16 protein-coding genes are annotated in these 26,324 nt (G+C 46.6%); 12 read left to right on the top strand and 4 right to left on the bottom strand.

Annotation, left to right across the window (positions count from 1 at the left end; genetic code table 11):
* The first annotated feature begins 122 nt into the window (after positions 1-122).
* Genes D5067_RS20270 through D5067_RS20260 form a run of 3 tightly spaced genes read left to right on the top strand, consistent with a single transcriptional unit; the run spans position 123 to position 6,123 of the window.
* Entirely contained in the window at positions 123-2,801 is a 2,679-nt protein-coding gene (locus D5067_RS20270) for a class I SAM-dependent DNA methyltransferase (protein WP_119935745.1), read from the top strand.
* Between the two features lie 40 nt (positions 2,802-2,841).
* Positions 2,842-4,857 carry a DEAD/DEAH box helicase gene (locus tag D5067_RS20265; RefSeq protein WP_210433790.1) on the top strand — a complete coding sequence of 672 codons (2,016 nt, stop codon included), beginning with the start codon at positions 2,842-2,844 and terminating at the stop codon, positions 4,855-4,857.
* Positions 4,858-4,860: 3 nt separating this feature from the next.
* Positions 4,861-6,123, top strand: a complete 1,263-nt coding sequence (locus tag D5067_RS20260) for a GIY-YIG nuclease family protein (RefSeq protein WP_119935743.1) — start codon at positions 4,861-4,863, stop codon at positions 6,121-6,123.
* Between the two features lie 153 nt (positions 6,124-6,276).
* Here the strand turns inward: D5067_RS20260 and D5067_RS20255 are convergent, their stop codons facing one another.
* Together D5067_RS20255 and D5067_RS20250 are read right to left on the bottom strand one after the other, a co-directional pair.
* Positions 6,277-7,482, bottom strand: a complete 1,206-nt coding sequence (locus D5067_RS20255) for a helix-turn-helix domain-containing protein (RefSeq protein WP_119935742.1) — start codon at positions 7,480-7,482, stop codon at positions 6,277-6,279.
* A gap of 12 nt (positions 7,483-7,494) precedes the next feature.
* Positions 7,495-8,163, bottom strand: a complete 669-nt coding sequence (locus D5067_RS20250; RefSeq protein ID WP_119935741.1) for a hypothetical protein — start codon at positions 8,161-8,163, stop codon at positions 7,495-7,497.
* Between the two features lie 302 nt (positions 8,164-8,465).
* On the opposite strand from D5067_RS20250, the gene D5067_RS20245 reads away from it, so the two are divergent.
* The 3 genes from D5067_RS20245 (at position 8,466) to D5067_RS20235 (ending at position 15,251) form a co-directional block, all read left to right on the top strand.
* A complete protein-coding gene (locus D5067_RS20245; protein ID WP_119935740.1) occupies positions 8,466-10,619 on the top strand; it encodes an AAA family ATPase in 2,154 nt (717 codons plus the stop codon).
* Between the two features lie 2 nt (positions 10,620-10,621).
* Positions 10,622-11,530, top strand: coding sequence for an HNH endonuclease family protein (locus D5067_RS20240; protein WP_119935739.1), 909 nt, complete (start codon positions 10,622-10,624; stop codon positions 11,528-11,530).
* A gap of 202 nt (positions 11,531-11,732) precedes the next feature.
* Entirely contained in the window at positions 11,733-15,251 is a 3,519-nt protein-coding gene (locus D5067_RS20235) for an AAA domain-containing protein (RefSeq protein WP_119935738.1), read from the top strand.
* A 295-nt stretch (positions 15,252-15,546) separates the two neighbouring features.
* Here the strand turns inward: D5067_RS20235 and D5067_RS20230 are convergent, their stop codons facing one another.
* Both D5067_RS20230 and D5067_RS20225 read right to left on the bottom strand, forming a co-directional pair.
* The gene (locus tag D5067_RS20230; RefSeq protein WP_119935736.1) at positions 15,547-16,131 is read right to left on the bottom strand and encodes a class I SAM-dependent methyltransferase; all 585 of its coding nucleotides are present in this window, start codon (positions 16,129-16,131) and stop codon (positions 15,547-15,549) included.
* Positions 16,131-17,144, bottom strand: a complete 1,014-nt coding sequence (locus tag D5067_RS20225) for an HNH endonuclease (RefSeq protein WP_119935735.1) — start codon at positions 17,142-17,144, stop codon at positions 16,131-16,133. The genes D5067_RS20230 and D5067_RS20225 overlap by 1 nt, the downstream gene beginning before the upstream one ends.
* Positions 17,145-17,590: 446 nt before the next feature.
* On the opposite strand from D5067_RS20225, the gene D5067_RS20220 reads away from it, so the two are divergent.
* The 6 genes from D5067_RS20220 (at position 17,591) to D5067_RS20195 (ending at position 26,314) form a co-directional block, all read left to right on the top strand.
* The gene (locus tag D5067_RS20220) at positions 17,591-18,064 is read left to right on the top strand and encodes a SymE family type I addiction module toxin (protein ID WP_119935734.1); all 474 of its coding nucleotides are present in this window, start codon (positions 17,591-17,593) and stop codon (positions 18,062-18,064) included.
* 937 nt (positions 18,065-19,001) lie between these two features.
* Positions 19,002-22,880 (top strand): two-partner secretion domain-containing protein, encoded by a 3,879-nt coding sequence (locus tag D5067_RS20215; RefSeq protein WP_119935733.1) that lies wholly within the window; start codon positions 19,002-19,004, stop codon positions 22,878-22,880.
* Positions 22,881-22,968: 88 nt separating this feature from the next.
* On the top strand, positions 22,969-24,591 hold the full coding sequence (locus D5067_RS20210) for a ShlB/FhaC/HecB family hemolysin secretion/activation protein (RefSeq protein WP_119935732.1): 1,623 nt from the start codon (positions 22,969-22,971) through the stop codon (positions 24,589-24,591).
* A gap of 17 nt (positions 24,592-24,608) precedes the next feature.
* Entirely contained in the window at positions 24,609-24,977 is a 369-nt protein-coding gene (gene acpS / locus D5067_RS20205) for a holo-ACP synthase (protein WP_119935731.1), read from the top strand.
* Positions 24,978-24,997: 20 nt separating this feature from the next.
* The gene (locus tag D5067_RS20200; RefSeq protein ID WP_119935730.1) at positions 24,998-25,753 is read left to right on the top strand and encodes an SDR family oxidoreductase; all 756 of its coding nucleotides are present in this window, start codon (positions 24,998-25,000) and stop codon (positions 25,751-25,753) included.
* A gap of 3 nt (positions 25,754-25,756) precedes the next feature.
* Complete coding sequence (locus tag D5067_RS20195) at positions 25,757-26,314, top strand: hotdog family protein (protein ID WP_119935729.1); 558 nt, start codon at positions 25,757-25,759, stop codon at positions 26,312-26,314.
* Positions 26,315-26,324 lie beyond the last annotated feature (10 nt).

Here is a 26,324-nt window from a genome sequence, read left to right as displayed (position 1 = left end):
GACTAAAGTTATTTATTTTTTTGATACACCCCAAGTAACGCATTGGAACTACTTGATAAAATTTTCTTCGGTTAGAATGAGTGCATCATCCTCTACGGGTACTGTATTTTTTAGGAAAAATAATGGCTGTTAATCAGGCGAAAATTTTTGAACATCTCGAACAACTGGTTGAAAACCCTGAGCAAGACGAATTTATCTACGGCTTTTTAACTGCTTTTGAGTTCCCTAAATCTACCCTGAGTCAGATTCGGCAAGGTGGGACGCGTAATGTTGCGAAAGAGCCAGGACACGTTGCATTAAAAAATAAACTTTACTACCAGCCAGTGGCGGATACTGATGATTTCGAATCTGCTTTTGAGCAACGTATTGCCGATTCTGCTGTAGCAAAAAATAAGATCCGCTTTGTTCTAGTAACAAATTTTGTTCGCTTTTTAGCATTGGACACACTGACACAGGAACGTCTCGATATTGAGTTTGAAGAGTTACCACGTAACTACGGTTTTTTCTTACCGCTGGTAGGGTTGGAAAAGGCTATTCTCAATAGTGAAAACCCGGCCGATGTAAAAGCCGCTGAGAAGATGGGAAAGCTGTTTGATCTTATCAAGGAGCGTAATGATTTAAGCAAAGCAGAAGATATTCACGCTCTTAATGTTTTCCTCACTCGTTTGTTGTTTTGCTTTTTTGCCGAAGACACAGGAATCTTTGAAAAAGGTCAGTTTACTTCCTCAGTTAAGAGCTACACCGCCGAAGATGGCAGTGATTTAGATCAGTTTCTGACAGACCTTTTTGCCGTGATGAACAGCAAACCGAATAGTAAATTACGCCTGTCACTTCCGATTCATTTAACCGCATTCCCTTATGTTAATGGTGGCTTATTTGCCAGTGATGAGCCTGTTCCAGAGTTGGGGTTGAAGGGTAGACGTATCTTAATTGAATGCAGTGCAATGGACTGGAGCGAGATTAACCCTGACATTTTCGGCAGTATGTTCCAGGCCGTGATTGATGTGGAGCAGCGTAGCCGTTTAGGACAGCATTACACTTCATACAGCAATATCATGAAGGTTATACAACCATTATTTCTTGAACCATTGCGTTCAGAGCTTGAAAAACAACGCACAAATACGAATGGTCTCAAACGGTTGCTTCTCCGTCTGGGGAAAATGAAAGTTTTTGATCCTGCGTGTGGTTCAGGGAACTTCTTGATTGTCGCCTATAAAGAACTACGTCTTTTGGAAATGGACGTGATTCAAGCTCTTTTGCAATGCGATCCACAATCCATTTTTATGAGCGGTATCCATCTCGACCAGTTTTACGGCATTGAGATTGATGATTTTGCCTGTGAAATAGCCCGCCTTTCCCTATGGCTTGCAGAGCATCAGTTAAATAAACAGTGGGAAGAACATATTGGTTCAGCACCACCAGCGTTGCCGTTGCGTTCATCCGGTAAAATTTGGAGTGGCAACAGCCTGCAAACAGACTGGCAAACGGTGTGTCCAAAGGGCGCTGATGATGAAGTTTATATAATTGGTAATCCACCTTTTTTAGGAACATCTGGACGTTCTGATGAACAGCGTGCTGATATGCAGGCTGTATTTAGCGGTTTCAAATCATTGGGTGGTTTGGATTTTGTTGCCTGTTGGTTTTGGAAAGGGGCGCAATATATCCAGAATAGTCGTGCTGAGTTGGCACTGGTGGCTACAAACTCCCTATGTCAGGGGGAGCAAGTAGCAACATTATGGCCTTCTATATTTGAGCTGGGGCTGAGTATTCACTTCGCTTACCCCACCTTTAGATGGGAAAACAATGCTCGTGATAAGGCTGCGGTGCATGTGGTCATTATTGGGCTATCAGGGGTGAGTAAGATTCGCCAACTTTATCAACAGGTTGACGGGAAGTGGCACAGTAAGCAAGTTAGTAATATCAGTCCTTATCTGGTTGAAGGTAGCAATGTTGCTGTCGAGGCGAGAATCAAACCAATTGTGAATGGCGTTCCTCCTTTATTATTTGGTAATAAACCTACTGATGGTGGACACTTGCTTATGACTGGTACTGAACGTGATGCTTTACTCAAGCAAGAGCCACAGGCTGCTCCTTGGATTAAAAAAGTGCTGGGTGCAGATGAATTCTTGAATGGGCAAGAACGTTGGTGTTTGTGGTTAGTAGATATAAACATCACTGAGCTTCAGTCGATGCAGCATGTTTACACGCGGGTTCAAAAAGTGGCTGAAATGCGCAGGAAAAGCGCAAAGATAAGCACACAAAAAAAATCAAACACTCCCCATCTTTTTGATGAAAACCGTCAGCCAACATCCGGCGATTACATCTTGATCCCTAGCGTCTCATCGGAGCGGCGAACCTATGTGCCTATCGGTTTTTATGATGCCAGTGTAATTTCAACTAACCTGAATTACATTCTTCCCAACGGCTCTTTATACGAGTTTGCAATATTAGCTTCGATAATGCACAACGATTGGATGCGATTAGTTGCGGGGCGTCTTGAAAGTCGCTACCGCTATTCCGCTAAAGTGGTCTACAACTCCTTTCCTTGGCCTGATGTGACGGATGTACAACGTAAGAACCTTATTAGCTTGGCCAAAACAGTGTTACTGATGCGTGAGAATTACCCAGAAAAAACGCTTGCAGAGTTGTATGACCCGTTAAAGATGCCCATAGATCTTCTGGAAGCCCATCAGGCCTTAGATAAGGCAGTTGATCGTCTTTATCGTGATAAACCATTCAAGGACTCAAGCGAGCGCTTAAGTTGCCTGTTAGAGCGCTATGAGTTACTGACTAAAGTATAAGGTTTGGTTCTGACAGCCATGGCATACGGAGGATTGCATTGTGGAAAATATTTTACAGGTTACGTACGGGCAGACCGGGCAAAGTGCGCGTCTTAATGATTTTGGTATGCGGGAAATGCAGGCACGAGCCTTTGAACAGCGCAACAACCCTTATCTACTTATCAAAGCTCCGCCAGCGTCTGGTAAATCGAGAGCATTAATGTTCCTTGCACTGGATAAGCTTGTTAACCAAGGTTTACGCAAAGCTATTGTCGCGGTCCCTGAAATGTCTATCGGAGGTTCGTTTAAAAATACTGAACTTACGAATCATGGTTTCTTTGCAGACTGGAAGGTAAAACCTGAAAATAATCTGTGCATTGGCGGTGGAGAGGCTGGGAAGGTTGAAGCCTTTAAACGATTTATGGCGAGTCCTGACGACATTCTGGTATGTACTCATGCCACCCTACGTTTTGCTTTCGATAAGCTGAACGTTGAATCGTTTAATGACTGCCTGGTTGCAATTGATGAGTTCCATCATGTCTCAGCGGATGAAAACAACCGTTTAGGCAATCTGATTGATGCTCTGATGAAAGGTTCTAATGCACATATTGTTGCAATGACTGGTTCTTACTTCCGAGGGGATACCGTACCCATTCTGCAACCCGAAGATGAAGCCCAATTCACGAAAGTAACCTATACCTACTATGAACAGCTAAATGGATACCAGTATTTAAAATCTTTAGGCATTGGCTACCATTTTTATCAGGGTCCATACATCAAGGCACTACCTTCAGTGCTGGATGCAAGCAAGAAAACCATCATCCATATTCCCAATGTTAATTCCGGCGAATCAACAAAAGATAAACATGCCGAGGTTGATGCCATTCTGGATGCGCTGGGTGAGGTGCAACAGCAAGAACCAGATACCGGTATCTATCGAGTGAAACGCAAAAGCGATGGCAAATTGTTGCGCGTAGCGAATCTGGTTGATGATAACCCGGCAGAAAGACCGAAAGTACAGGCGTATCTGCGCAATATCCACTCTGCCGACGATATGGATATCATTATTGCGTTAGGTATGGCGAAAGAGGGGTTTGACTGGCCATTCTGTGAACATGTGCTGACCATTGGTTATCGCAGCTCTATGACAGAAATTGTGCAAATAATTGGGCGTGCGACACGGGATTGTGAAGGCAAAACTCACGCACAGTTTACTAACCTTATTGCTCAGCCTGATGCTCAAGATGATGACGTTAAAGTATCAGTAAACAACATGCTTAAAGCCATCACCACCTCGTTGTTGATGGAGCAGATCATGGCTCCAAATATTCAATTTAAACCACGATCTCAATGGACTGGCGAGCCGTTACCTGCCAATACGGTTCTAGTTGATGATCATGCATTACCAGTATCAGACAAGGTTCTAACAATCCTTAACGGCGGTAAAAACGAGATCCTGGCGGCGCTAATGGCGAATGAGCAGGTGGTTAAAGAGGCTATTACCGAGTCAACGCCACCTGAGGTAATTACTCAGGTAGTGTTACCATCGGTGATACAAACGCTTCACCCTGACCTGACTGAATACGAACTAGAACAGGTTCGCAGCGGTATTTTGCAGAGTCTTTTTGTAGGCCAATGTGGTGGGTTAGTTGATGAAGCCGATTTGCCGTCGGATGCCATCATTGATAACAGCCAAGGTCAGCGTTCCGGCAATTCGAATGATTCATTAAACGTAAACAATCAGTTTATAAAAATGGGTGATAAATTCATCAATATTGAGAACTTGAATATTGACTTAATTGATGCGGTAAATCCTTTTCACGGTGCTTATGAGATTCTATCAAAATCAGTTACCGCGACAATGCTAAAAACTATACAGGAAGCAGTCAGAGCTAATCAGGCACAGGTATCTGAGGAGGAGGCGGTAATGCTCTGGCCAAGAATTAAAACGTTTGCCAGTGAGCATAAAAGGGAGCCATCGCTGAATGCCAGTGACGCAATAGAGGTTCGTTATGCAGAAGCGTTAGCTTACATCCGAAAAATGAAACAACAGCGTACTGTGCGACAGGAACCGTAACTTATGCTCAGACTTTCACCTCTTCAAGTTCGTCAAAAAGTGACAATTGATGACATTTTTTCTGAACCAGACGATCTTGGCTTACTCGTAGTCGAACCACTAAAAATATATTCCTCTACGGGTAATCTGCCTGTAAGCAGATTAGAAGAAATTAATGCATTTTATGTGGTTCATGGGCGTCCACCTCTACCAGATTCGGAGGAATTTAAGGAAACGTTGCTAGCACAGCGTTTGAGGGCTCTCAAGGATAACAAGCAATATCGCGAGATGTTGCAGCCATTTGATATTCATGGCTTACTAGCAGGTGAAAATAACGAGAATACCCTTGAATCATCTGTATCATTCTCAGTTCCTCCCGTCGAGGTTGATAGATCGGAGTTGGTCACCTCTCTGGACGATATCTTTGCTGATGACGATGATGGATTGCTCTCATTTGCTGAGCCCGATATTTTCACGTTAAAACATGTTCCGGTTGAAAAGAAAACACAGCCGGACGAAATTGCCAAACGACAGCCGTGCCCTGATTTTTATCGCTTTTCCCCACTGTTTGAGACAGTCCAACATGGTCTGAAAACGGGGGCGTTTTCATTTGTTCGCTTCCGCCATGAGTTAAAAATTCATGAAGGTAATTTTTTTATTCTCAATGGGGTTATGGGCTATGTAGATAAAGTTGGTGAGCGATTGGAGGAATATGGACCTTGGAATGCCCGTTTGCATTTGGTGTTTGAAAACGGAACTGAGATGAATATGCTTTTCCTCTCGCTTACGCATGGTCTGGTACGAGATACAGAAGGTCGTAAAGTTGTTTTGAATGGACAGTCAATACGTCCAGATGAAGCTCCGGTTCCGACAGGATATGTCTATGTCCTCGCCACGCATAGCGACCAGCCAGCTCTTCAACGTTTTAAACCTGATTTGTATAAAATTGGCTTTACTGAAGGAACTATCGAAGAGCGCATCAAACACGCTGAAAAAGATAAAACATTCCTTGAAGCACCCGTCCGTATAGTCATGACTACACAATGCTTCAATATCAACACTCACAAATTTGAAACCTTTATTCACGGTTTTTTAGGTAAGCAACGGCTCAATATCACATTACGGGGTTTAGATGGACAAACTTATCATCCCCGCGAATGGTTCCATGCGCCCTTAACGACTGTGCTCTCTGTGATCAAGTACATTCTTGACGGTACAATTTCGCAATATCGGATGGACAATACGACAGGGAAGATTGTGGCGAAGAAAGATACTGGTCATTCGTGAAGCGAGTGGTAATCATTTGGCTATGATTCGAGTATTCTAATTCTGTATAAGTTTTCTCGACATAACAAGTGTTGCTCTAGGAGATATAAGCTGACACTACCCTCGGAATTGTAGCGTCAGCCTTCATTGGCAACTCAGCGCAGCATCTGTTATTTAAGATTTGCGAGTGAATAGATCAATAACATTTGATTTTTCATCTTCTCTTACTGCAGGTGTCAGACTATTCTTGAGTTTAATTTTTGAATTAATATCAAGTAATGGTTTGTCTGCTAAATATCCTCGCGGAAGAGAAAGAATATCTTCGGCATCAACTCGTGACATGCTTAAAGTTTCAAGTAAGGTTGATTTAGAGAATGTGTTGGTTTCAAACAACAAATTGACGCAACGAGGCAGTAATCTCACTGACTCTGGTTTGCGAAGATCATCAAGTGGCTCACCTTTTCTCCAGCCTCGAGCAGAAACGCTTTTATATAGGCGCTGGTATTCTAGCGGAGAGATGAGTTCCAATGATTTAGCTCTATGAATCATGGATTGAGCAGACATTCCCCAACGAGTTTTCAATGAAATAAAGTTCTCAAGCGTCGGGAACGGAGGTAATTCTATCGAAAATGCTTCCTCTGGTAACATCAAACATGCAGCAAATTTATGAGCTTGTTCCTCAATTGGTTTAAAATTGACAGAATCAAGCCTTTCGACATATCTGTGCAACACTACGTGTCCAAGCTCATGTGCAGCGTCAAAACGACTTCTGTAATAATTATCTTTGTCACTGGCAAGAATAATGTAGGGACGACTCTCTGACTCATTCCATTGAGAATATCCATCCATCATTGCGCTTCCCTGTTCAAAACGAGAACATACAACTCCGGCATTTTCAATAATCAAAAGCAAATCGGTAATAGGGGCTATACCCAATCCCCACTGCTGACGGCATTTTGCAGCCATCAATTCGATCATTTCATCATCAATTGCACGATAATCTGTAACCTCTAAATGAGGAACATCTACTTCAGGATAATCAAGGTATTCCTGTAAAGTTGCAGAAACTTCCTGCAACCACCCCATGTAACACTCAGAAGCATTGCACAGGTCTTTCGCTGTGTTTGCCATAGTTCTGAAGAAAACTGGATTGTTCTCTTTTTTCACCGTTGGTTTGATAAACCATGTGACAGGGCAGTTCAGAACCTGTCCCAAGATCGCAATGACTTCTGCATCAGGAGAATGGCTGCCATTCTCCCATTTTGTAATCGTAGAGGGGGAACGGTCAACCAAACGACCCAAATTAATTTTAGATAACCCTCGCGCTTCACGAAGCTGAGTTAACCTTTCCGGCTGAAATCCCGTTATTCCCACTCTCATAATTTCACCACGTTAGCCTTCCTGTTCTTTCAGGCGTTTCTTCAGCTGTGGAATAACCTTATCTGGTATGACCGCAGCTTGTTCAGTATGGTAAAGCTCAATCAGCTCGCTTACTGAACGGTTAAAGTGATACCCCTTCATATTTGTAAAGGGAACGACAATCCTTAGGTCCAGCATGTTATCTTGCGAATGACCGTGTGGTGGGTTGATATTTAAGACCAACATTCCTAGAGTGCCAACTCCACCTTCAGAATGATCACGTTCGCTAAATAAATCTGGCGTATATCCTTCAAAACTCTCGTTTAATTCTGCTAATAAAGAACGATGTTTTGCACCTCGAATGCACTTTTCATCATAGTTCAGCCCGATTCGACTAATCTTCACTCCTGCAGAGTTTACTATGATGTAGCTCTCACCTTTCGGTGTCGTATCCACGTCACAACAAACAATACCCGAGTTTTCTGCAGCTCTTCGAAAAGCCGCATTCAGTACATAATGTCGTGCTTGGGGGCGAAAACGTGATTGTTCTGGCTCACCTAGTTTTGCGATGCTTCCCATTGTAAGCGCATTTGCAGCCACGTATGCGGTATGGAGTTCTTCTTGGATGTTAAGCCAGAATTCTCGCTGAAAAGCATTTACGATCAGTCCGCTAATGTCCTTTTGTACGTCATCTTTACTCATTTAGATACCCTGATTGCGTTAAGCAGATTTAATCATAGTTTTTTTTCGTTTTGACGGCAAGCTGAGTTCTTGAGTTTGAGAAGATAGAGGCTAATTTGTTAAAAAAATGTATCATTGGAACGAATTTACGGCAGAACATCGTAGCCTTAACAACACGGATTGGAACTGGCTGAATATCTTAGAGACAATGTTCTGATTTTTGTGGAAGACGCTACTTTTAACCAGGTTGAACAAGCGTAAAATCATACTCATCAGAACATTTTTTTGTCGGATCGCACTCTGCCCAGCTTGCTAGGAATTACATGAGAAAGATTAGAAGACTCAAAGCCGATACCCCTAGTATTTTAAAATCAGGACGTATCGTCGAAGAAGTGAGCAAGTTAAGAAAATATTACCTCCAATCAGAGGAGTTGCGCCGCTATAGCCGCCCCCCGGTCAATAAAGAAATTTTCTATGATGAGAGCGTGCGTGTTTCTCTACGCAAAACATTCCATAGTTGCTGTGCTTGGTGCGAGACCTACCTAGCTCCTAGAGACGAAGAAATTGTTCATTTTCGACCTATCGGGAATGCCAGAGGACTAAACGATGATGAAAGCGTAGAGTCTTACGGTTGGTTGGCTTATATTTGGGATAACCTTTTTTTGTCTTGTGCCGAGTGTAGCCGCGCGCAACGAAATTATTTTCCTGTGGAGTCTGTACGTGCTCCAGTCCTTTCTACTTGGGAAGAAGCCAACACATTGGAGAGAGTGTTACTTATCAATCCATGTCGAGATGACCCTCTCCGTCACCTTTCACTTAGCTCAGATGGGTCGCTGCAGGCCTTAACGGATAAAGGTGAGCACACTCTGCTAATTTTTAATCTGAATCGGTCAGAACTCGTCTTTGCTCGGGCGGAACAAATTCGCATTGTTCGCGCTATGGTTTTTGAGAATAATGGATCTGTTGAAGAGTTCAATAGCTATCATTCAAGTGATAAATGCCTTGTCGGTGTTACAAATTTTATTGTTTCTATGTTCCTAAAGGAATACTCCAGAAGACAAGGAACCTATTCTACTATTAAAATCGAGTCTTTCATAAAGGATAGTCTACAGAATTACCATTTTAATTTTGACTATCCGATAAATACTCCAGTTGAAATATATGAAGATTCTATTGCGCTGAAAATTTCGTCCGACTATTATGATAGACTTGCTAGAAAAATAGGTGATGAGGACAAAGCCTCCCGCCACCTAAAAACTATCGAAATTCGGGATTTTAAAGGGATAAATAAATTCACCTTGAATATAAAGCATGGTGAGTCGAAATCTCTTGCACCTTGCGTGATGCTACTTGGCGAAAATGCTACAGGTAAAAGCTCAATTCTTCAGTCAATAGCACTTACAATGATGACAGAATCTCAGCGTGGAAAGTTGCACCTTAGCTACGACGATTTTATTTCTAGGGATAGAGGTGAATGGACGGTCGATAATATCCAACCCACGATAATTAAATTAATATTTAATGATGGATTCAAGTGTGTTTTTCAGATAGATGAAAATTTTAATGCCAACGGAGAGGGTGCAGAGAATATTGTCTTTCTTGCCTATGGAGCTAGACGCTTTGTTAAGCCACTTAAACGTGCCAGTCAAGAAAATGGCATTATCTGCCAAACTCTTTTCAATCCGGTAGCCTTACTTTCAAATCCAACTAAATGGCTGCAAGAATGTGATGAAATTGTATTTCAATCTGTGGCTAGGGCCATGAAGGAGATCCTTGCCTTAAAGCAGGATGACATAATTTATCGTAATGAACTTAGACATGTCATGGTCCATGCTCACAAGCGTAACACTCCTCTTGAAAACATGAGTGATGGCTATAAGGCTCTGTTTTATGTTGCTATTGATATTATGCGCCATATGCTAAAACGTTGGGAAAACTTAGAATATGCATCAGGCATCGTTATTATTGATGAAATTGAAACGCATCTTCATCCCCGATGGAAAATGCAGATAGTAGGTGCCTTCCGGCGAGCAATGCCGGGTGTGCAGTTCATATTTACAACCCATGATCCTCTTTGTTTGCGAGGGATGTTTGATGGTGAAGTTCATGTGCTAAAACGTGATGAAATATACTCAATTACTGAGGAGGATGATTTACCTGGATTCCAGGGGTTGAGAACGGAACAACTATTGACATCTGAGTATTTTGGCCTTCTCTCGACTGATGATCCAGATCTTGAGCGGAGACTAGGAAATATTACCAGGAAAGACGGAAGTAATCAGGCTGAATATATTCGTCATATAGAAAAAGAACTTAGTGAAATAACTGTACTTGGTACGACTCTTAGTCAGCGAGTAGTCCATGAAGCATTGGCGCGGTATTTAATTTCAGTAAAACGAAAGATGCCTGAAGCCAAAGATATGAAAGAGGATGCGATCAGAGCAATCCTTAACGTTCTTGAGCAAAAAGGCTATTGATAATGATTAAAATCGATCGCTCAGTTCAACCTGTGCCAGTCTCATTAACCACGGCAGGTAATGTTGTTGATAATGAGCGTATTGCTGCACGAAGATATTACGCAGTCGTACCAGCCCCCAGTAAAACGTATAAATTTAAGCGATATAAAGAAGAAGATATCGTCGAAGCCTTGGAACATCTTTTTCACGGTAAATGTGCCTATTGCGAGAGTAAATACATAGGCACCCAGAAAATGGATGTTGAGCATTATCGTCCGAAAGGAAAGGTGAACGAAAGTCAGGGGCATCCGGGTTACTGGTGGCTAGCATTGGAGTGGGAGAATTTACTTCCATCCTGCACTGACTGTAACCGCCGACGCGGACAGAAGTCCTATACTTTGCAGGCTGATGGCACAGTTGTTTTCATCGATGATCCCGAAAATTCAGGCAAGGAATGTGCTTTTCCTGTATCTGGGATCTATCGAGCTCAGGGAAGTCAAGACGATTTAGACCAAGAAGTTCCCCTATTGATCAATCCTTGTAATCATAACCCTGAGGACCATCTTTGCTGGCATATCAACAATTTGAAGATTCCCCTGTTGCTAGCAAATTCTGTGCAGAATGTCCCAGATGAGATGGGGGTAAAAAGCATTGAAATTATGGGACTGAATCGTTTTGGGCTTGTAACTAGGAGAGCTGAAGTATTGCAACCTGTTGCGGTACAGGTGGATAGTATTCATGAGTTGATAGAGATCACGACGACTTTGCAACCCGGAGTGTCCCGAGATCGCTATCTTGCGAAGATTGGGCGCGATATTGATGCATTGCAGACCTGCTATGAGCCTAACCGTGAATATTCTGCAATGGTGAAGTCATATATTGATTTACATATGGATGTTCTAAAAGAAGAACTCACTAGATTATTGGCATGATCTAAAAGATGTAGAAGTTATTAAAGCAATGGCTGATTATCTAAGTGAGTGTCCTCAAATAGCCATCGATATGTACAGTGATACACCATGTTTAGCGATACAAACAAATCCTTGCGATCGTACTGGCATCGTGGACAATGTTTAACCATGAGGATTTTATATCAACGAAATCAATAGTTTTATTTAAGTCATGGGACGGGGAATGGACAGCAATACTCAAGGATTCACTTCATACTGGCGAAATACCTTAGCTGATGCTGAGTCTGGAAAAGGGGCATTTGAGCGCAAAGATGAAGATTCATTCACGCGATGGATGGATGTCGATCGGGGAAGACTGGGTGAAGAGATCGTGCAATCGTTCTTCGAGGGCGAAGACGAGCAGGTTAAGACCGTTGAGGTACGACTACGTCCACAAGTATGGATCCGCCTGTTAAAGCATGGCAAGGAACGTACGGCAGGCGCACCAGGTATAGTTACGCCTCTGGTGACTTCCGCACTGTTGAACCGCGAAGGCTTTTTATTCCCTACATCTCCTGCCACCATTCCCCGTGACCTGCTCGAACCTCTCCCTAAAGGAACCTTTTCTATTGGTGAGATGGCGGAATATGACAAGTACAAAACCACGCATGATTCAATTACTTTTGGTCCCAGTAATGAGGATGAGCTGCTTGTTGAGACTGATGATCAACGAGTGGAACGATATGCTCGTTATCAGCAGTTGTGGCAAAAGTATCTTAAAGACACAGATGAACTTTTAAAAAATGTTGCTGGCAGATGGCTCGCATCACCTGAGCAATATGAACCAGCTGGATATGGCTATATTATTAAAGCCAACCAGTCTGGAGGGGCCAGCATCCATATCCTGCCTATGTACGATCATCTGCTGTCGTGCAAAAAAGAGGTGCCATTGCTGGCGCGCTTTGCCTCGAAAGATAAGTTTCCTGTTGAGCAGCTCCTTGCCAGTAATGCCATGTTCAGTGAGCGTCTGGGGCATTCCGGTGATAAATTTCCGCTGGCTGTGGCGCAGCGCGATGCCCTTAGCCATTATCTCACTCAACAGCCGGGCGATATTCTTGCCGTGAACGGTCCTCCGGGAACCGGGAAAACTACTCTGGTTCTCTCAATCATTGCTACTGAGTGGGCGAGAGCGGCTTTACACAAAACCGAACCGCCGGTAGTGATTGCGACATCAACCAACAATCAGGCCGTTACCAACATTATCGAGGCTTTCGGTAAAGATTTTGCTACCGGCACTGGGCCTATGGCCGGGCGTTGGTTACCTGATGTAAAAAGCTTTGGCGCTTACTTCCCGTCTTCTGGACGAAGAGCCGAGGCGGTAAAAAAATACCAGACGGAAGAATTTTTTAACCGTGTTGAATCCCTTGAATATGTTGAAGATGCCCGGTGCTTCTTCCTTGAAAAGGCAAGGGCAGCTTTCCCGAATAAGGAATGTCATTCACCTGAACAGGTTGTGGATCTCCTGCATCAGCGTTTGGTTGAACTCTCTGCAGAGCTTGAGCAAATCGAGCCTGCGTGGGATGACCTGAACGCAATCCGTCAGGAGCGGCATGCCATCAGTGACGATCTCGAACAGTATATTCAGGATAAGAGAACGATATTGCTTAATAGCACAAATGAAATCTCGCTATTAACGCAGGGCAAAAAACAGTGGGAACAATATCGCGCCGGTGAGTCGTTCATGTTCGCTCTCTTCTCCTGGCTTCCCGCCGTGCGTACTAAGCGTCACTATCAAATGAAGCTGTTTTTAGAGGCTACGTTTGGCGAAAGAATGACAGCATTCCAGGGCGCTCTGCCCGATGAAATTGATGCCTTTATCAATGGCCTGATTGAGCAAACGCGTAAAGAGCAGGCCGGGTATCAGCAGCAAATGGATCTTGCTGAGGACATTTCCCGACGTGAAAGCGAAGCAGCTATGCGCTGGCGCGAGATTACTCACTCACTGGGGAATCCGGGCGAAACAGAGTTAAGTCTGCACGAAGCCGATGAGCTTGCCGATACACAGCTCCGTTTCCCAATGTTTTTGCTGGCGACGCATTATTGGGAAGGTCGGTGGCTGATGGATATGGCTGCCATAGATAATATTCAAAAAGAAAAAGGTCGTACTGGTGCGAAAAGTACAAAGGCCCGCTGGCAGCGTAGAATGAAGCTAACGCCCTGTGTAGTTATGACGTGCTTCATGTTTCCTTACCATATGAAAACCAGCGAATTTGTCGGCGGCAATAAGAAATTCGACGATAACTATTTATATAACTTTGCCGATTTACTAATTGTCGACGAAGCGGGGCAGGTGCTTCCTGAGGTTGCCGCAGCCTCCTTCGCACTGGCGAAGAAAGCCCTGGTGATTGGTGACACAGAACAGATTGCGCCTATCTGGAATAGCTTGCCCGGTATTGATATCGGCAACATGGTTGAGGAGAATATCCTTCCAGGTGGTACTCAAGAAGAACTTACCGAATCTTATGCCCTGGTGTGTGACTCAGGAAAGAGTGCTGCATCTGGCAGTGTCATGAAGATCGCCCAGTTTAACTCGCGCTATCAATATGATCCGGACTTTGCGAGGGGGATGTATCTGTACGAACACCGTCGCTGTTTCGATAACATCATTGGCTACTGTAACACCCTCTGCTATCACGGTAAGTTGCAGCCCAAACGAGGGGAAGAAAAAGAGACAATATTTCCTGCAATGGGATATTTGCATATTGATGGTAAAGGTATGCAGGCCAGTGGAGGAAGCCGTTATAACGCCTTTGAAGCAGAGACGATCGCTGTGTGGCTAGCGGCGCACAAAGAGGAAATCGAGCGTCATTATGGCGAACCTCTACATAAAGTAGTGGGGGTTGTTACCCCATTTTCGGCACAAGTCAGTACGATTAAATCGTCATTACGTAAGCTGGATATTAATTGTAGTGGCGATGAAAATTCGCTGACAGTCGGTACTGTCCATTCATTGCAGGGGGCGGAAAGGGCGATTGTGCTTTTCTCCCCTGTATATTCGAAGCATGAAGATGGCAGTTTTATTGACAGCGACAGCAGCATGCTGAATGTCGCCGTTTCGCGTGCGAAAGATAGCTTCCTGGTCTTTGGCGATATGGATCTGTTTGAGATCCAACCCGGTTCTTCACCTCGGGGACTGCTGGCAAAATACCTGTTTGCTTCCACTGATAATGCGTTGCAGTTTGAGTTTCAGGAGCGCCAGGATTTAAGTACCTCGCAAACGCAGATTTCAACCCTGCACGGGGTGGATCAACATGATGCGTTTCTGAACCAGACTTTTGACGCCATTAATCAGAGCATTACTATCGTTTCCCCGTGGCTCACCTGGCAAAAGCTGGAACAGACAGGTTTTCTGGCGTCGATGTCTCAGGCGCGCGCCCGTGGCATTGATATCACTGTAGTAACGGATAAAACGTTTAATACAGAGCATGCAGATTTTGAAAAGCGAAAAGAGAAACATCAGCGCCTGAATGAAGCCCTGGAAAGGTTGAATGAAATGGGCATCACGACGAAGTTGGTCAACCGTGTTCACAGTAAGATTGTGATTGGCGATGAGGGACTACTCTGCGTTGGTTCCTTTAACTGGTTTAGCGCCGCGCGAGAGGAAAGATACCAGCGCTATGACACATCGATGGTCTATCGCGGTGATAGCTTAAAATCGGAGATCAAAACGATTTATTCCAGCCTTGAGCAGCGGCAGTTATAAAACAGTATCAAGTGCCTGAGCACACCGATACGTTATTGGGTGTTCAGGCCTGACGCTCTGACAGATTTTTACCGTGTACTGCTCGTGGAGATGTAAGTATGAGCAGCATAAGAAAGATAAAGGCTGGAGAACTATTCGACGTGTTCGACGGAGAAATTGTCTATACAGAGGCGTTGGAATGTTCTCTAACTGGGAAATCAGGCGTGGCCCGCGCACTGAAGACATCAACAGAATCATGCTGGCGATGATGAAAACCGCATCGAGATAATCCGTGTCGATTAGCACCGCCTGACGATCAAGCGGCGTTTTTTCGTAATATTCCATTCAGCCATGTCTCATCTCTGTCCGGGCGGTTATCCTGAGTCGTCCAAAGCGAAGCTATCTCAATCCCCGGAACCGCCTTCAGCAACTCCCGCAACCCCTCTTCATCCAGATCCGTAAACCGTCTTTCACCCTGCACCCGCTCACCGTTGCCATACTTAAAGGACACATACCAGACGCCGCCAGGCTTAAGCGCATCCGCAAGCTTCTGCATCACCGCAGGTAACCCAGAAGAGGGGACATGCAGCAAAGAGGCACAGCACCAGATCCCGTCGTACTGTGCTTTACCGTCGATCTCTGAAAATGTCATCAACTGCACGGGTAACCCGGTATGTTGCTTTGCCAGTTCCACCATCGCGGAAGAGGCATCAAAAGCATCCACCTGATAACCCATCTCATGAAAGGCTTTTGCATCCCGGCCAGAACCGCACCCAGCATCCAGAACCTGGGCAACGAGAGGCAGATGTTGGGTAAAGGCCTCGTATAGCGAGGTCATATCGACATTGACCGTGCCATCGAAGAAATCCTGCGCGTGGTTCTGATAGTAGTGAAGTGTCATTAAAACGTTTCCTCGCCTTCCGCGTTGGGTTGCCAGGTATGGATAAGTTTGTCCAGCGCGGCCTGCCAGTTACGCTGCAGAAAGCTTTTCCGTGCTTCAGGACGCTGCCCTGTCTGTAGAACAATCGTCTCATGTAACGGCAGCTTGCTCTGAATAAAATACTCATTGCGGGTGTGTAACCGCTGCAGGAGCCTGAGGTCGGGAATGCGTGCAGACTTGCCTTCGACGCCACGGTTACAGCACCGGCAGGCCAGCACTAAGTTCCATACCCCGTTAATATTGCTCACTTCTTTGCGGGAAGCCCAGGGAATAAAGTGGTCGACGTCCGCCAGTTCTGCATCTCCCGGTACCAGGCTGATGGGTTTGAAGCAGTAAAAACACCGTCCTTTCTGGTAACCATTCAGGCTATCGCGACAGCTGGTGATGTTTACGCGACGCGCGTTCACCTTCGTGAACAGTAGCTGATTATCTTCGTCGAACTCCACGCCAACAAGGTTACGTGAAATCCCCATCGACCATGCCTGTTCCACCAGGTTCCAGCGAGCATTGGTTTCAAAAGCGAGGTTTTTATACTGCAGGCGTTCGCCCAGTAAATAGAAGTTATCCGTCAGGCGGATCCCGCTGTGGGTTTTACGCTCATCAAGGAAAAACCGTTTATCGATCTCGCCCTGGTTCACGTAATGAAAGGCATCAATCACGTTGTTAAAGCCAAGGCGCACCGTCGCTTCAATGAGCTGAGCGTGGGTGATTTCACCTCTGTTGAACTTCAGGCAGGTTTCCAGAAATTGACTGCTGCGGGAGGTGATCTGCTTTGGCGCATGCTTCAGGTGCTCGCAAATGTAGCTGCTGTACGGCACGGCAAGCCGGTCGAGCGTAATCAAATCGCTGCCCGTCTTATCCACTTCATACAACGCTGACGCCAGCGCAAATTTGTAAGATGCGACGTTCCTTCCAAAGAGGATCACACCACGCCAGTAGTTCTCAAGCATCGGATCGGCCTGATAAAATTCCATCTATGAAGTCCTGTTACGGTTGGCTGGGCAGGGCGTTACTAAAGCCTGTAACAGGATCACATAACAAAATCAGGGTGATGTAAATCGTTAATCTATAGATTTGATGAATTTTTGAGAGGTCAGAGAGGAAGTTATCGGGACAACCGATACGGTATTAACGCAGGTTTACTAACGAACAAATATCTGGAAGAGGTGAGTTGAACAGGTTTACAGCCGAAGCGTTGTCATTTCTCGAATTAAAACCCTTTTCCTGAATCCCCCTCGCAAATTCCAAATTTACCCCACACCAAACCGCTGTATTTATATTCAGCCCTGTATAATGAGCACCAGAAATTACGCCGAACGGCAAAGGAAGTATCGAAGAATATTTAAAGAAGAATTCGCGATATGAAGGTGCTGCAACACCCCCATACCGCTAACCACAACCAACTTGATAGGAGTTGTATATGGCTGCGACGAATTTTAAGCCAGAGTTTATTGTTTGCAAAACAGAATCAGACGCTTTCACCGGCATGATTGAAAACCGCGAGCTGGTACGCAAAAACAGCGCCCGCCGTCTTCACGGCAAACAGCCCAACGCGGCACCCGTCCATCCCCGCGCGGAAACGCCGCAGGACAGTGCCGCCTGCTGCGAACTGTACGCGCGCATAGACATGAAATACCTTCTTCTGGGCGGCGACTGGTTAACCCGTGCAGGCTTTATCGACGGCATGCCCGTAAAAATCCGCGCCATGAAAGACTGCATTGTGATTACGCCGCAGCATACAAGAGAATTATGGGGATGCCTGGAAGGTATGAGCGTGGTGAATATTAATAAACAGAAAGTCGCGCAGTGGCTGAAGACGTTTCCGGGTGCGCTGAATGATACAGGCGATATACCGAGGGTTAAACGCGGGAGCGGGCAGGCGGTAAAAGCGTAGCTTCAGGCGTGCCGCTTCACCGATCGTGTTACTGAGTTTTCTGTACGGGCATGCGTGCGCATGTCCGTATTCGCCATCCATACCTGAGCCTCATAGAACAAGCGATTTTTCTTACTCCGCCATTCAGTCCGGCTTCACGGCAGTCAATCCGCGTGAACGATGGCCATCGGCAAATTCTCAATAAGATTATTCTCGGGCGCTATACGCAATGTAAAATATACGCGAACATGTCGTTTTTAACGGTTTTTTTCTCAGTATATTCCTGCTGCTTTATGGGGTGGTTAAATCATTTTATTAAGGCACTGCGCTTGAATTAAGTTTATACCTTATAAAAATATAAGAAATGTCCTGTGTTATTTGTTGTGGCTGATTGTTTTTTGCTGAAAATATCAATGTATGAATGTTGCCAATTCAGGAAAAGGCGCTAGAATGATCTTCAAAATGGTTGTTGCAATTTGTAATAATAGTATTTACGCAGGTCATAAATCTGCATGCAGAATGTGACGGGTGCGGCCGCCCGCGAAAGAAGTGTCAATGCCGCGGCAGGTTAAGCCGGGCGGGGTATATTCACGCTGCTATTTTATAGCATTAAGCGACATATGGCTGTATTTAAGAATATGACGACCGGCTGGGCGTTATATGCTTGTATCGACGCGTGCGCTTAATACTTATGACGGATAATCCTGGCTGGTGATGTTTTCCGATTCAGGGGAACGCATTCATCTTCTCTGACGATAGGCTAATGGCGTCAGGCAAGGTGAAGACAACACTGAGCCAGCAGGTTCAAAACTATGTTCAATACTAACTCTACAATTCTGAATTATACACAAAGGGAGAAAAGGAGGTTTATTCGTCAAGGGAAATGAATGAGTGATTTAGCGTAGAGATGTCACATTCAAACATGGATATAATTATTCCGTTATAAGAGTAGCTTATTATGAATAGTAAAAAAAATAGCACCCCGCGCTTCGACATGAAGTGGCACCCGGTTGCAGCTGCGGTACTGTTGGCGCTGCCAATCGTCGCGCAGGCCGCAGACATCAGTATTAAAAATGGTGTTGTCGGGTCAGCGAACAACGTACCTGTCATTAATATCAATACCGCCAACGACAAAGGCCTTTCTCATAACGTTTACGATAAGCTAAACGTTGGCAAGAATGGTGTGATTTTCAATAACAGCGCTACCGGCGCTAACACCACCCTCGGCGGTAACGTTCAGGGTAACAGCAACCTGACCTCTGGGTCGGCGAAAGTCATTCTTAATGAAGTGACGTCTAAAAATGCCTCGGCCATCAACGGCATGATGGAAATTGCAGGCGATAAAGCAGACTTAATTATTGCCAACCCTAACGGCATCACCGTGAGCGGCGGCGGGACGATCAATACCGGCAAGCTGACGCTGACGACCGGCACGCCTGATGTTAAGGACGGCCAGGTGGCGGGTTATTCCGTTAACGGCGGCACCATCACCCTTGGACAAATGAGTACGACCAGTCCGACGGACATTCTGGCCCGTAACGTCGTTGTCACCGACAAGGTCTCCGCCGGTGAACTGAACGTGGTGGCAGGAAATAACTATGTTAACTCGGCGGGCCAGGCGACCGGCACCGTGACTGCAACCGGTTCACGTAACACCAACAGCATTGACGTGGCTGCCCTTGGCGGCATGTACGCCAAAAAAATCAACCTGGTTAGCACGGAAAACGGCGTGGGCGTGCGCAACCTGGGCCTGCTTTCGGCGGGTGATGGCGGCGTCAACATCGACTCGAAGGGTCAGCTGCTGAACAGCAATGCACGAATTGAAACCTCCGGTCAGATTAATATCAAGACCAACGGTGCGCTCAATAACACCACGGGCGCCATCGCTGCCACGGGATCTATCGCGCTGGATACCAATAAAAACAGCCTGGTGAATACCCGCGCGGGCAATATCTCCACCTCCGGCGATCTGTATATCAACAGCGGTGCTATCGATAACACCAACGGCAAAATGGCCTCGGCGGGGACGCTGGCGGTTGATACCAATAACGCTACCCTGACCAACTCAGGCAAAGGCAACACTGTGGGTATCGAAGCGGGTATCGTGGCGCTGAAAACCGGCACCCTGAACAACAGCAACGGTCAGATTAAGGGCGGGTATGTTGGTCTGGAATCCACTGCCCTTAACAACAACAGCGGGCTGGTCGATTCTCTCGGCAACGTTGACGTAATCAGTGCCGGCAACGTCGATAACACCCGCGGTTTGCTCCGTTCTGCTGGCGGTACTACCAAAATCTCCGCTAAAGGCGCGGTGAGCAATGGTTCGACCAAAACGGCTGATACCTCCAGCAATGACTCCTTAGGGATTATTGCCGAGAAGGGCGTGCAGATTGCGGCGAACAGCATCAATAACAATGGCGGGCAGATGGCGTCGAATGGCGATATCTCCCTGGAAAGCAACGGCGCCATTGATAACTACGCGGGCAAGTTGAACTCGTCTGCCAAAGTGATCGCGAAAGGCAGCTCCCTGCGGAACGACAACGGCGGCCTCTCGGGTAAAGGCGGCGTCAGCGTATCGACCACGGGCAACATCACCAACTACATCGGCGTTATCAGCTCTGAAGAGGGGGATATCGCGCTGGGTGCCAATACCGTAAATAACTACGGTGGCTTTATGATGGGGCAAAATATTGGCATCGAAGCCAATGGCGACGTGAATAACAACACCGCGATGATCGTTGCAAGTAAAGCTCTCACCGTGAAGGCCAATAACACTATCGATAACCGTAACGGTGATAATTTCGGTAGCGCATTTGGTCTCTATTTCGGGATGCCTCAGCAAAAAGGCGGCATGATCGGTAAAGAGGGTATTTCGCTTACCGGAAACAATATTTACAACAATACCAGCCGCATCGTCGCTGAGAATGGCCCGCTGGCCGTGCAGGCAAAAGGGAATATTGATAACACCCGTGCGTTACTGATGAGCGGGACGGATGCCACCCTCAAAGCCGGTGGGGTGTTCTATAACAACTACGCGACGACCTACGCCGCGGGCAATCTGAATATCGATACCGTTTCGCTGGAGAACTACAGCAACGGTACGTTAATTGATAACAACGCGACGGGGATTATTGCTTCAGATAACGATCTTGTTCTGAATGTGAATAACAACGTCAATAACTACGGCTGGATCAGCAGCAAGGGCGATGCGATCGTCAACGTGCTCAAAGGCGTTTTCTATAACCGTAACACGCTCGCGGCCGAGAAATCGCTGACCCTTTCCGCGCTGAACGGCGTGGAGAACTTCAAAAATATCTCAGCGGCCGGCGGCGATCTGACGATCACCACCCAGCGCCACGTCACCAACAACAATAACAGCAACATGGTGGGGGATAACGTCACCATCACCGCGGTTAACGATATTAATAACCGTGGGAATATTGTGGGTGATTCAGACCTGACCGTGAAAACGAACGGCAACCTGAATAATAACCTCACCATGAGAGGCGAAGGTGATGTCTCTATCAGCGCCAACAGCATTAACAACAATAATGCGACCCTCAAGGCGAACGGCAGTATGACGCTGGCGACGGCCGCGAACGTGGGTAATAACCGCGGAAGCATCACTGCTGGAAACGGCGATATCAGTATTGTGTCGGCAAAAGGCAATATTGATAACTACAGCGGCACGATCCTCTCTGCGGGCGCGGTCAACATTGCGGGCGGCGCACTGAATAACGACTATGGTCAGATTGCGGGCGTGAACGACATTGACCTGACGTTGACGGGCAATTTTGACAGCTACAGAGGATCGGTCCTCTCCGAAAAAGGCGACGTTACGCTGAAGGGGAACGCCATCGATAACAATTACGGCTTAATCGCCGGTAAGAATGTTACCGTTGACGCAAAATCCACGGTGTATAACAACACCGCGATGATGGCTGCGAGCCAGAAGCTGTCTGTTACCTCGGCGGGCAATATTGAAAACCGCTATGGCAACAATTTTGTCTCTCAGTTAGGCAGCTACTTTGGCATCACGGGTGACGCTGGCGGCATGGTTGGCACGGAAGGCGTTTCGCTCTCCGCGCAGAATGTGTACAACAACTACAGCAGCATCATTGCCGAAAAAGGGCCGCTTAGCCTGATCGCAAAATCCACGCTGGATAATACCTGGGGGATGTTAGTCAGCGGTGCGGACGCGATCGTTAAGGCTGCCGGTGTGTTTTACAACAACTATGCAACGACCTGGAGCGCAGGTAACCTGGACGTTACGACCAGCACGCTCTACAACGCCAGCAATGGCAGCATGGCAAACAACACGGCAACGGGCGTGATTGCGTCAGATAAGAAATTAACGCTGAACGTTGATAACAGCTTCACCAACTATGGCTGGATCAGCAGCAAAGACACGCTGAACGTTAACGTCCTGAAAGGTGTGCTGTACAACCGTAACACGATCTCCGCAGATAATGCGCTGGCGATTAATGCCCAGAACGGGGTTGAAAACTTCCAGGACATCGTCGCGGGAACGAGCGTGAATATTGATACGCAGAGACACGTTACCAACAACGCTAAAAGCAATATTCTCGCGCAGAATATCGCCATTAATGCGGTCAATGACATTAACAACCGCGGCAATATTGTCGGTGATTACACCCTGACGGCAAAAACCTCCGGCAATATCTATAACTACCTGAACATGCTCAGCTACGGCGTTGCGAACGTCACGGCGAATAATGTGACCAACAGCGGTAAAGACGCTGTATTAGGTGGGTTAGCAGGTCTGGAATTGAACGCCAATAAAGTCACCAATACCGGGACTATCGTGGGTATTTAATGTTTAAGCCGTAACATAAGGCAGCAGCTATCTTCTGTTAACACCAGGTCAGAATGAGACCCTGCTGCCTTTCTTTTTGAGACAGTAAATGGAATTACGATTTAAAATCTTGTGGCTGTCGCTACTGTTGGTCGCTGCCTGTGCCAATGCTGAGGATGATATTAATCATCTTATTAAGCAGCAGCATAATGCCGATTTAAGCGCATTCAAAGAACAGAAAGTGCAGCGCCAGGATGTGTATTCCAGTACCGATCGCAAAGTGTTCCGGCTGGACAATCTGCCGGAAGAAGAAAACTGTTTTACGATTAATACGCTGAAGCTTGAAAACGATTTTCTGAAGCATAAAACCGACCGGGCGATTAAAAAAGAGATCCTTGGTCGCTGCGTCGGGAGCGTTGGCGTAGTGAAGATAGCAAACGCGCTGCAGGATTATTATATCAACGCGGGCTATATCACCACCCGCATTACGCTGCCTTCACAAAATATTGCTTCCGGTATCCTGACGCTTAACGTTGAGGCCGGAAAAATCGAAAAGATCCATGTTGATGGCGATGATGTTAACCCGTGGATATTGCCGTTTAAGAAAGAAGATATCCTCAATATTCGTGATATTGAGCAGGGGCTGGAGAACCTCCAGCAGGTACCAAATGCCAATGTGAAAATCAATATCGAACCCGGTACCCGGCATGGCTACAGCATCGTGCACATCACAACCGAGCGCACAAAAAACTGGAACCTGAGAGCGAGCTACAGCAACTGGGGGGACAAACAGACAGGGCGGTATTTGACCTCGGCGGTGGGCTATTTATACAACACAGCCCGGTTGAGCGACCTGTTTTATCTGGCCGGGACGCGCAGTACTACAGGCCAATATGAGAGTGTAAGTGGTTACTACGCTTTTCCCGTGGGGTACTGGAACTATTCGGTTTTTTACAGCAGCAGCACGTCGCGCCAGACCATTCCGCTGAACTATTCCTCAGTGGAGTATGTGGGTAAGAGTGATTACTGGAGCGCAAAAGCATCGCGTACGGTATACCGGGATAAAACCCGCAAGGTGACCGGGAATGCGGAGCTTATTCGCCGCAAGTCCGGGTATAAAATTGACGGTCAGGAACTGGTATTGCAAAAACGCAATATGGATAACGTCAGGCTGGGGGTTAACTATAAACAGCAGCTGAATAATGCCTACTGGGACTCGACGCTGTCGTGGCAGCGTTTTATTACCTGGTTTGGCGCTGATAAGACGCCGGATATGGTGTATGGCGACGTCAGCCCGGTCAGCCAGCTTTTCAATCTGGAGAGCAGCTATTCGCGCCAGCTCGGAAACAGCATTTATAGCGCCACGTTTTATGCTCAGTACGCGCCGCGAGATCTCACCTTACAGGATCAGATGACCCTGGGAGAACGCTGGAACGTGCGTGGGTTTGAAAATAGCGTGGGCCTGAACGGTAACAGCGGCTATTACCTGCAAAATACGCTCTATCATCCGGTGGGCTTTATTAATGCCAGTTACTATGTCGGGTTCGATATTGGGCAGATAAAAAAGGACAGCGTATATGGCGATGAATTTCTCGCAGGCTCCGCCGTGGGTATGCAAGGCAATCTAAAAAGCCTGACCTGGGATACTTCCCTGTCAGCACCCGTAAAATACCCGGGCAGCATGGACGTCGATAAGCTTAACGTTAACTTCTCCATTTCATATCAGCTCTAGCAAGGATGAAAGCCATTATGCGCATCGGTACGGATATTGTTGAGGTGACGCGAATTAATCGTGCGATAGACAACGGGAAAATAGATTTCCTGTCTCGGGTGTATACCGGGGAGGAATTGATAAAGATTAACCTTGACGATCTTAACGTCGAACGCGCGGCCGGTTTCTGGGCGGCAAAAGAGGCGGCGGTAAAGGCGCTTGGCTGCGGTTACCGGAACGGAATCACGTTTCATGATATTGAAGTGACGCACGACGATTACGGTTGTCCCCATTTTATTTTCAGCGAGCGGATAAAAAAGCTGCTGGCAGAAAAAGGATGCGTAAACACCTCACTGACTATTTCACATTGCCAGACCCATGCGATAGCGATTGTCATACTTTATTAATCAAATTATTTGTGAATGCTATGTATCAATATAACGACCTTAAGCAAAAAACGGTACTTGTCACCGGCGCCAGCGGGGATATTGGCCTGGCGATCTGCGCAACGTTTCTGGATCAGGATTGTGACGTTTTTGCCCTGTATAAATCCAATGCTGCGCCGCTAGCGGAGTTAAAAGAGCACCATCCGGCCGGGGCAAAACTTTCGCTCATTCAGTGCGATCTTGCCGAGCCGCAGGACGTGGCTGCGCTCTGCGCCCATCTCGCGGAAAAGGCAGGAAAACTCGACGTTCTGGTGAATAACGCCGGGGTCGTAAAAGACAGCCTGTTTGCGTCGATGAGCTTCGCGGATTTTAGCCAGGTCATGGACGTTAATATGTTCAGCACATTCCGCCTGATCAAAGAGTCGCTGATGCTGCTGCGCTCTGCGGAAAGCCCGACGATAGTTAATGTTGCCTCTATTGCCGCCCTGATCCCGAGTGTAGGACAGGTGAACTACAGTGCTTCCAAGGGCGCGCTCCTCGGCTTTACCCGCACCCTGGCCGCAGAGCTTGCAGGCTATGGAGTTCGCGTCAATGCCGTCGCGCCGGGAATGATTGAGTCAAAAATGGTGAAAAAGGTCTCCCGTACGGTGGTGCGTGGGGTGGTCAGCACCATTCCGCTGCGTCGTTTGGGAAAATGCGAGGAAGTGGCGAACACGATCGTTTACCTAAGCTCTTCCGCTTCCAGCTACATCGTCGGCCAAACCATCGTTATCGATGGTGGCCTGGTAATGCGGTGATCTATGTCCAGATACGTTATTCCCGCAAAGATCTTTCTGGAAATGGGCGGCTGGCGCCAGCCGCTGCTGATGGTCGATCGTATCGACGATTTTAAATACGGTGAGAATGGCTTTGTGAAAGTGACGAAACATGTCGCCTATAACGAGCCTTATCTGCTGGGGCATTTTCCTGACGACCCCATTATGCCGGGGGTGATCATTGCTGAAATATTTGGTCAGGCCAGCGAGTATCTCTCATTTTTAACCGATATTTGCGACATTTATGAGGCCCGGTGTCATGAGACGCTGAAGTCCCTGCGCGACATTCATGCCCATATTACGACTGACGAGATGCTGGCGATTATCCGCGAGCGGCGTGCCCAGGTGCGCGGCGTGCTGGCCGCACAAAACCTGAAATTTAAGGATATCGCTTACCCCGGTGACTCGATTGAGGTCACGAGCAAGTTAGCCTTTTCTGATGCCAACGGCTTTAAACACTACTCCGTGTCGGCATACGTAGGCAAGAGGCTGATAAGCCACGGCACCATTATTAATTATCGCGAAACTAAACAACCTCTGTGAGAGAAAAAAC

The sequence above is a fragment of the Enterobacter huaxiensis genome, assembly GCF_003594935.2.
GTDB classification, from domain to species: domain Bacteria; phylum Pseudomonadota; class Gammaproteobacteria; order Enterobacterales; family Enterobacteriaceae; genus Enterobacter; species Enterobacter huaxiensis.
This window is presented reverse-complemented; position numbering and strand designations above follow the sequence as displayed.

What these genes read in the sequence shown, in the direction of transcription:
- D5067_RS20270 (WP_119935745.1), top strand. Translation starts at nt 123, where the DNA reads ATGGCTGTTAATCAGGCGAAAATTTTTGAACATCTCGAACAACTGGTT.
- D5067_RS20260 (WP_119935743.1), top strand. Translation starts at nt 4,861, where the DNA reads ATGCTCAGACTTTCACCTCTTCAAGTTCGTCAAAAAGTGACAATTGAT.
- D5067_RS20255 (WP_119935742.1), bottom strand. Translation starts at nt 7,482, where the DNA reads ATGAGAGTGGGAATAACGGGATTTCAGCCGGAAAGGTTAACTCAGCTT.
- D5067_RS20250 (WP_119935741.1), bottom strand. Translation starts at nt 8,163, where the DNA reads ATGAGTAAAGATGACGTACAAAAGGACATTAGCGGACTGATCGTAAAT.
- D5067_RS20245 (WP_119935740.1), top strand. Translation starts at nt 8,466, where the DNA reads ATGAGAAAGATTAGAAGACTCAAAGCCGATACCCCTAGTATTTTAAAA.
- D5067_RS20240 (WP_119935739.1), top strand. Translation starts at nt 10,622, where the DNA reads ATGATTAAAATCGATCGCTCAGTTCAACCTGTGCCAGTCTCATTAACC.
- D5067_RS20235 (WP_119935738.1), top strand. Translation starts at nt 11,733, where the DNA reads ATGGACAGCAATACTCAAGGATTCACTTCATACTGGCGAAATACCTTA.
- D5067_RS20230 (WP_119935736.1), bottom strand. Translation starts at nt 16,131, where the DNA reads ATGACACTTCACTACTATCAGAACCACGCGCAGGATTTCTTCGATGGC.
- D5067_RS20225 (WP_119935735.1), bottom strand. Translation starts at nt 17,144, where the DNA reads ATGGAATTTTATCAGGCCGATCCGATGCTTGAGAACTACTGGCGTGGT.
- D5067_RS20220 (WP_119935734.1), top strand. Translation starts at nt 17,591, where the DNA reads ATGGCTGCGACGAATTTTAAGCCAGAGTTTATTGTTTGCAAAACAGAA.
- D5067_RS20215 (WP_119935733.1), top strand. Translation starts at nt 19,002, where the DNA reads ATGAATAGTAAAAAAAATAGCACCCCGCGCTTCGACATGAAGTGGCAC.
- D5067_RS20210 (WP_119935732.1), top strand. Translation starts at nt 22,969, where the DNA reads ATGGAATTACGATTTAAAATCTTGTGGCTGTCGCTACTGTTGGTCGCT.
- acpS (WP_119935731.1), top strand. Translation starts at nt 24,609, where the DNA reads ATGCGCATCGGTACGGATATTGTTGAGGTGACGCGAATTAATCGTGCG.
- D5067_RS20200 (WP_119935730.1), top strand. Translation starts at nt 24,998, where the DNA reads ATGTATCAATATAACGACCTTAAGCAAAAAACGGTACTTGTCACCGGC.
- D5067_RS20195 (WP_119935729.1), top strand. Translation starts at nt 25,757, where the DNA reads ATGTCCAGATACGTTATTCCCGCAAAGATCTTTCTGGAAATGGGCGGC.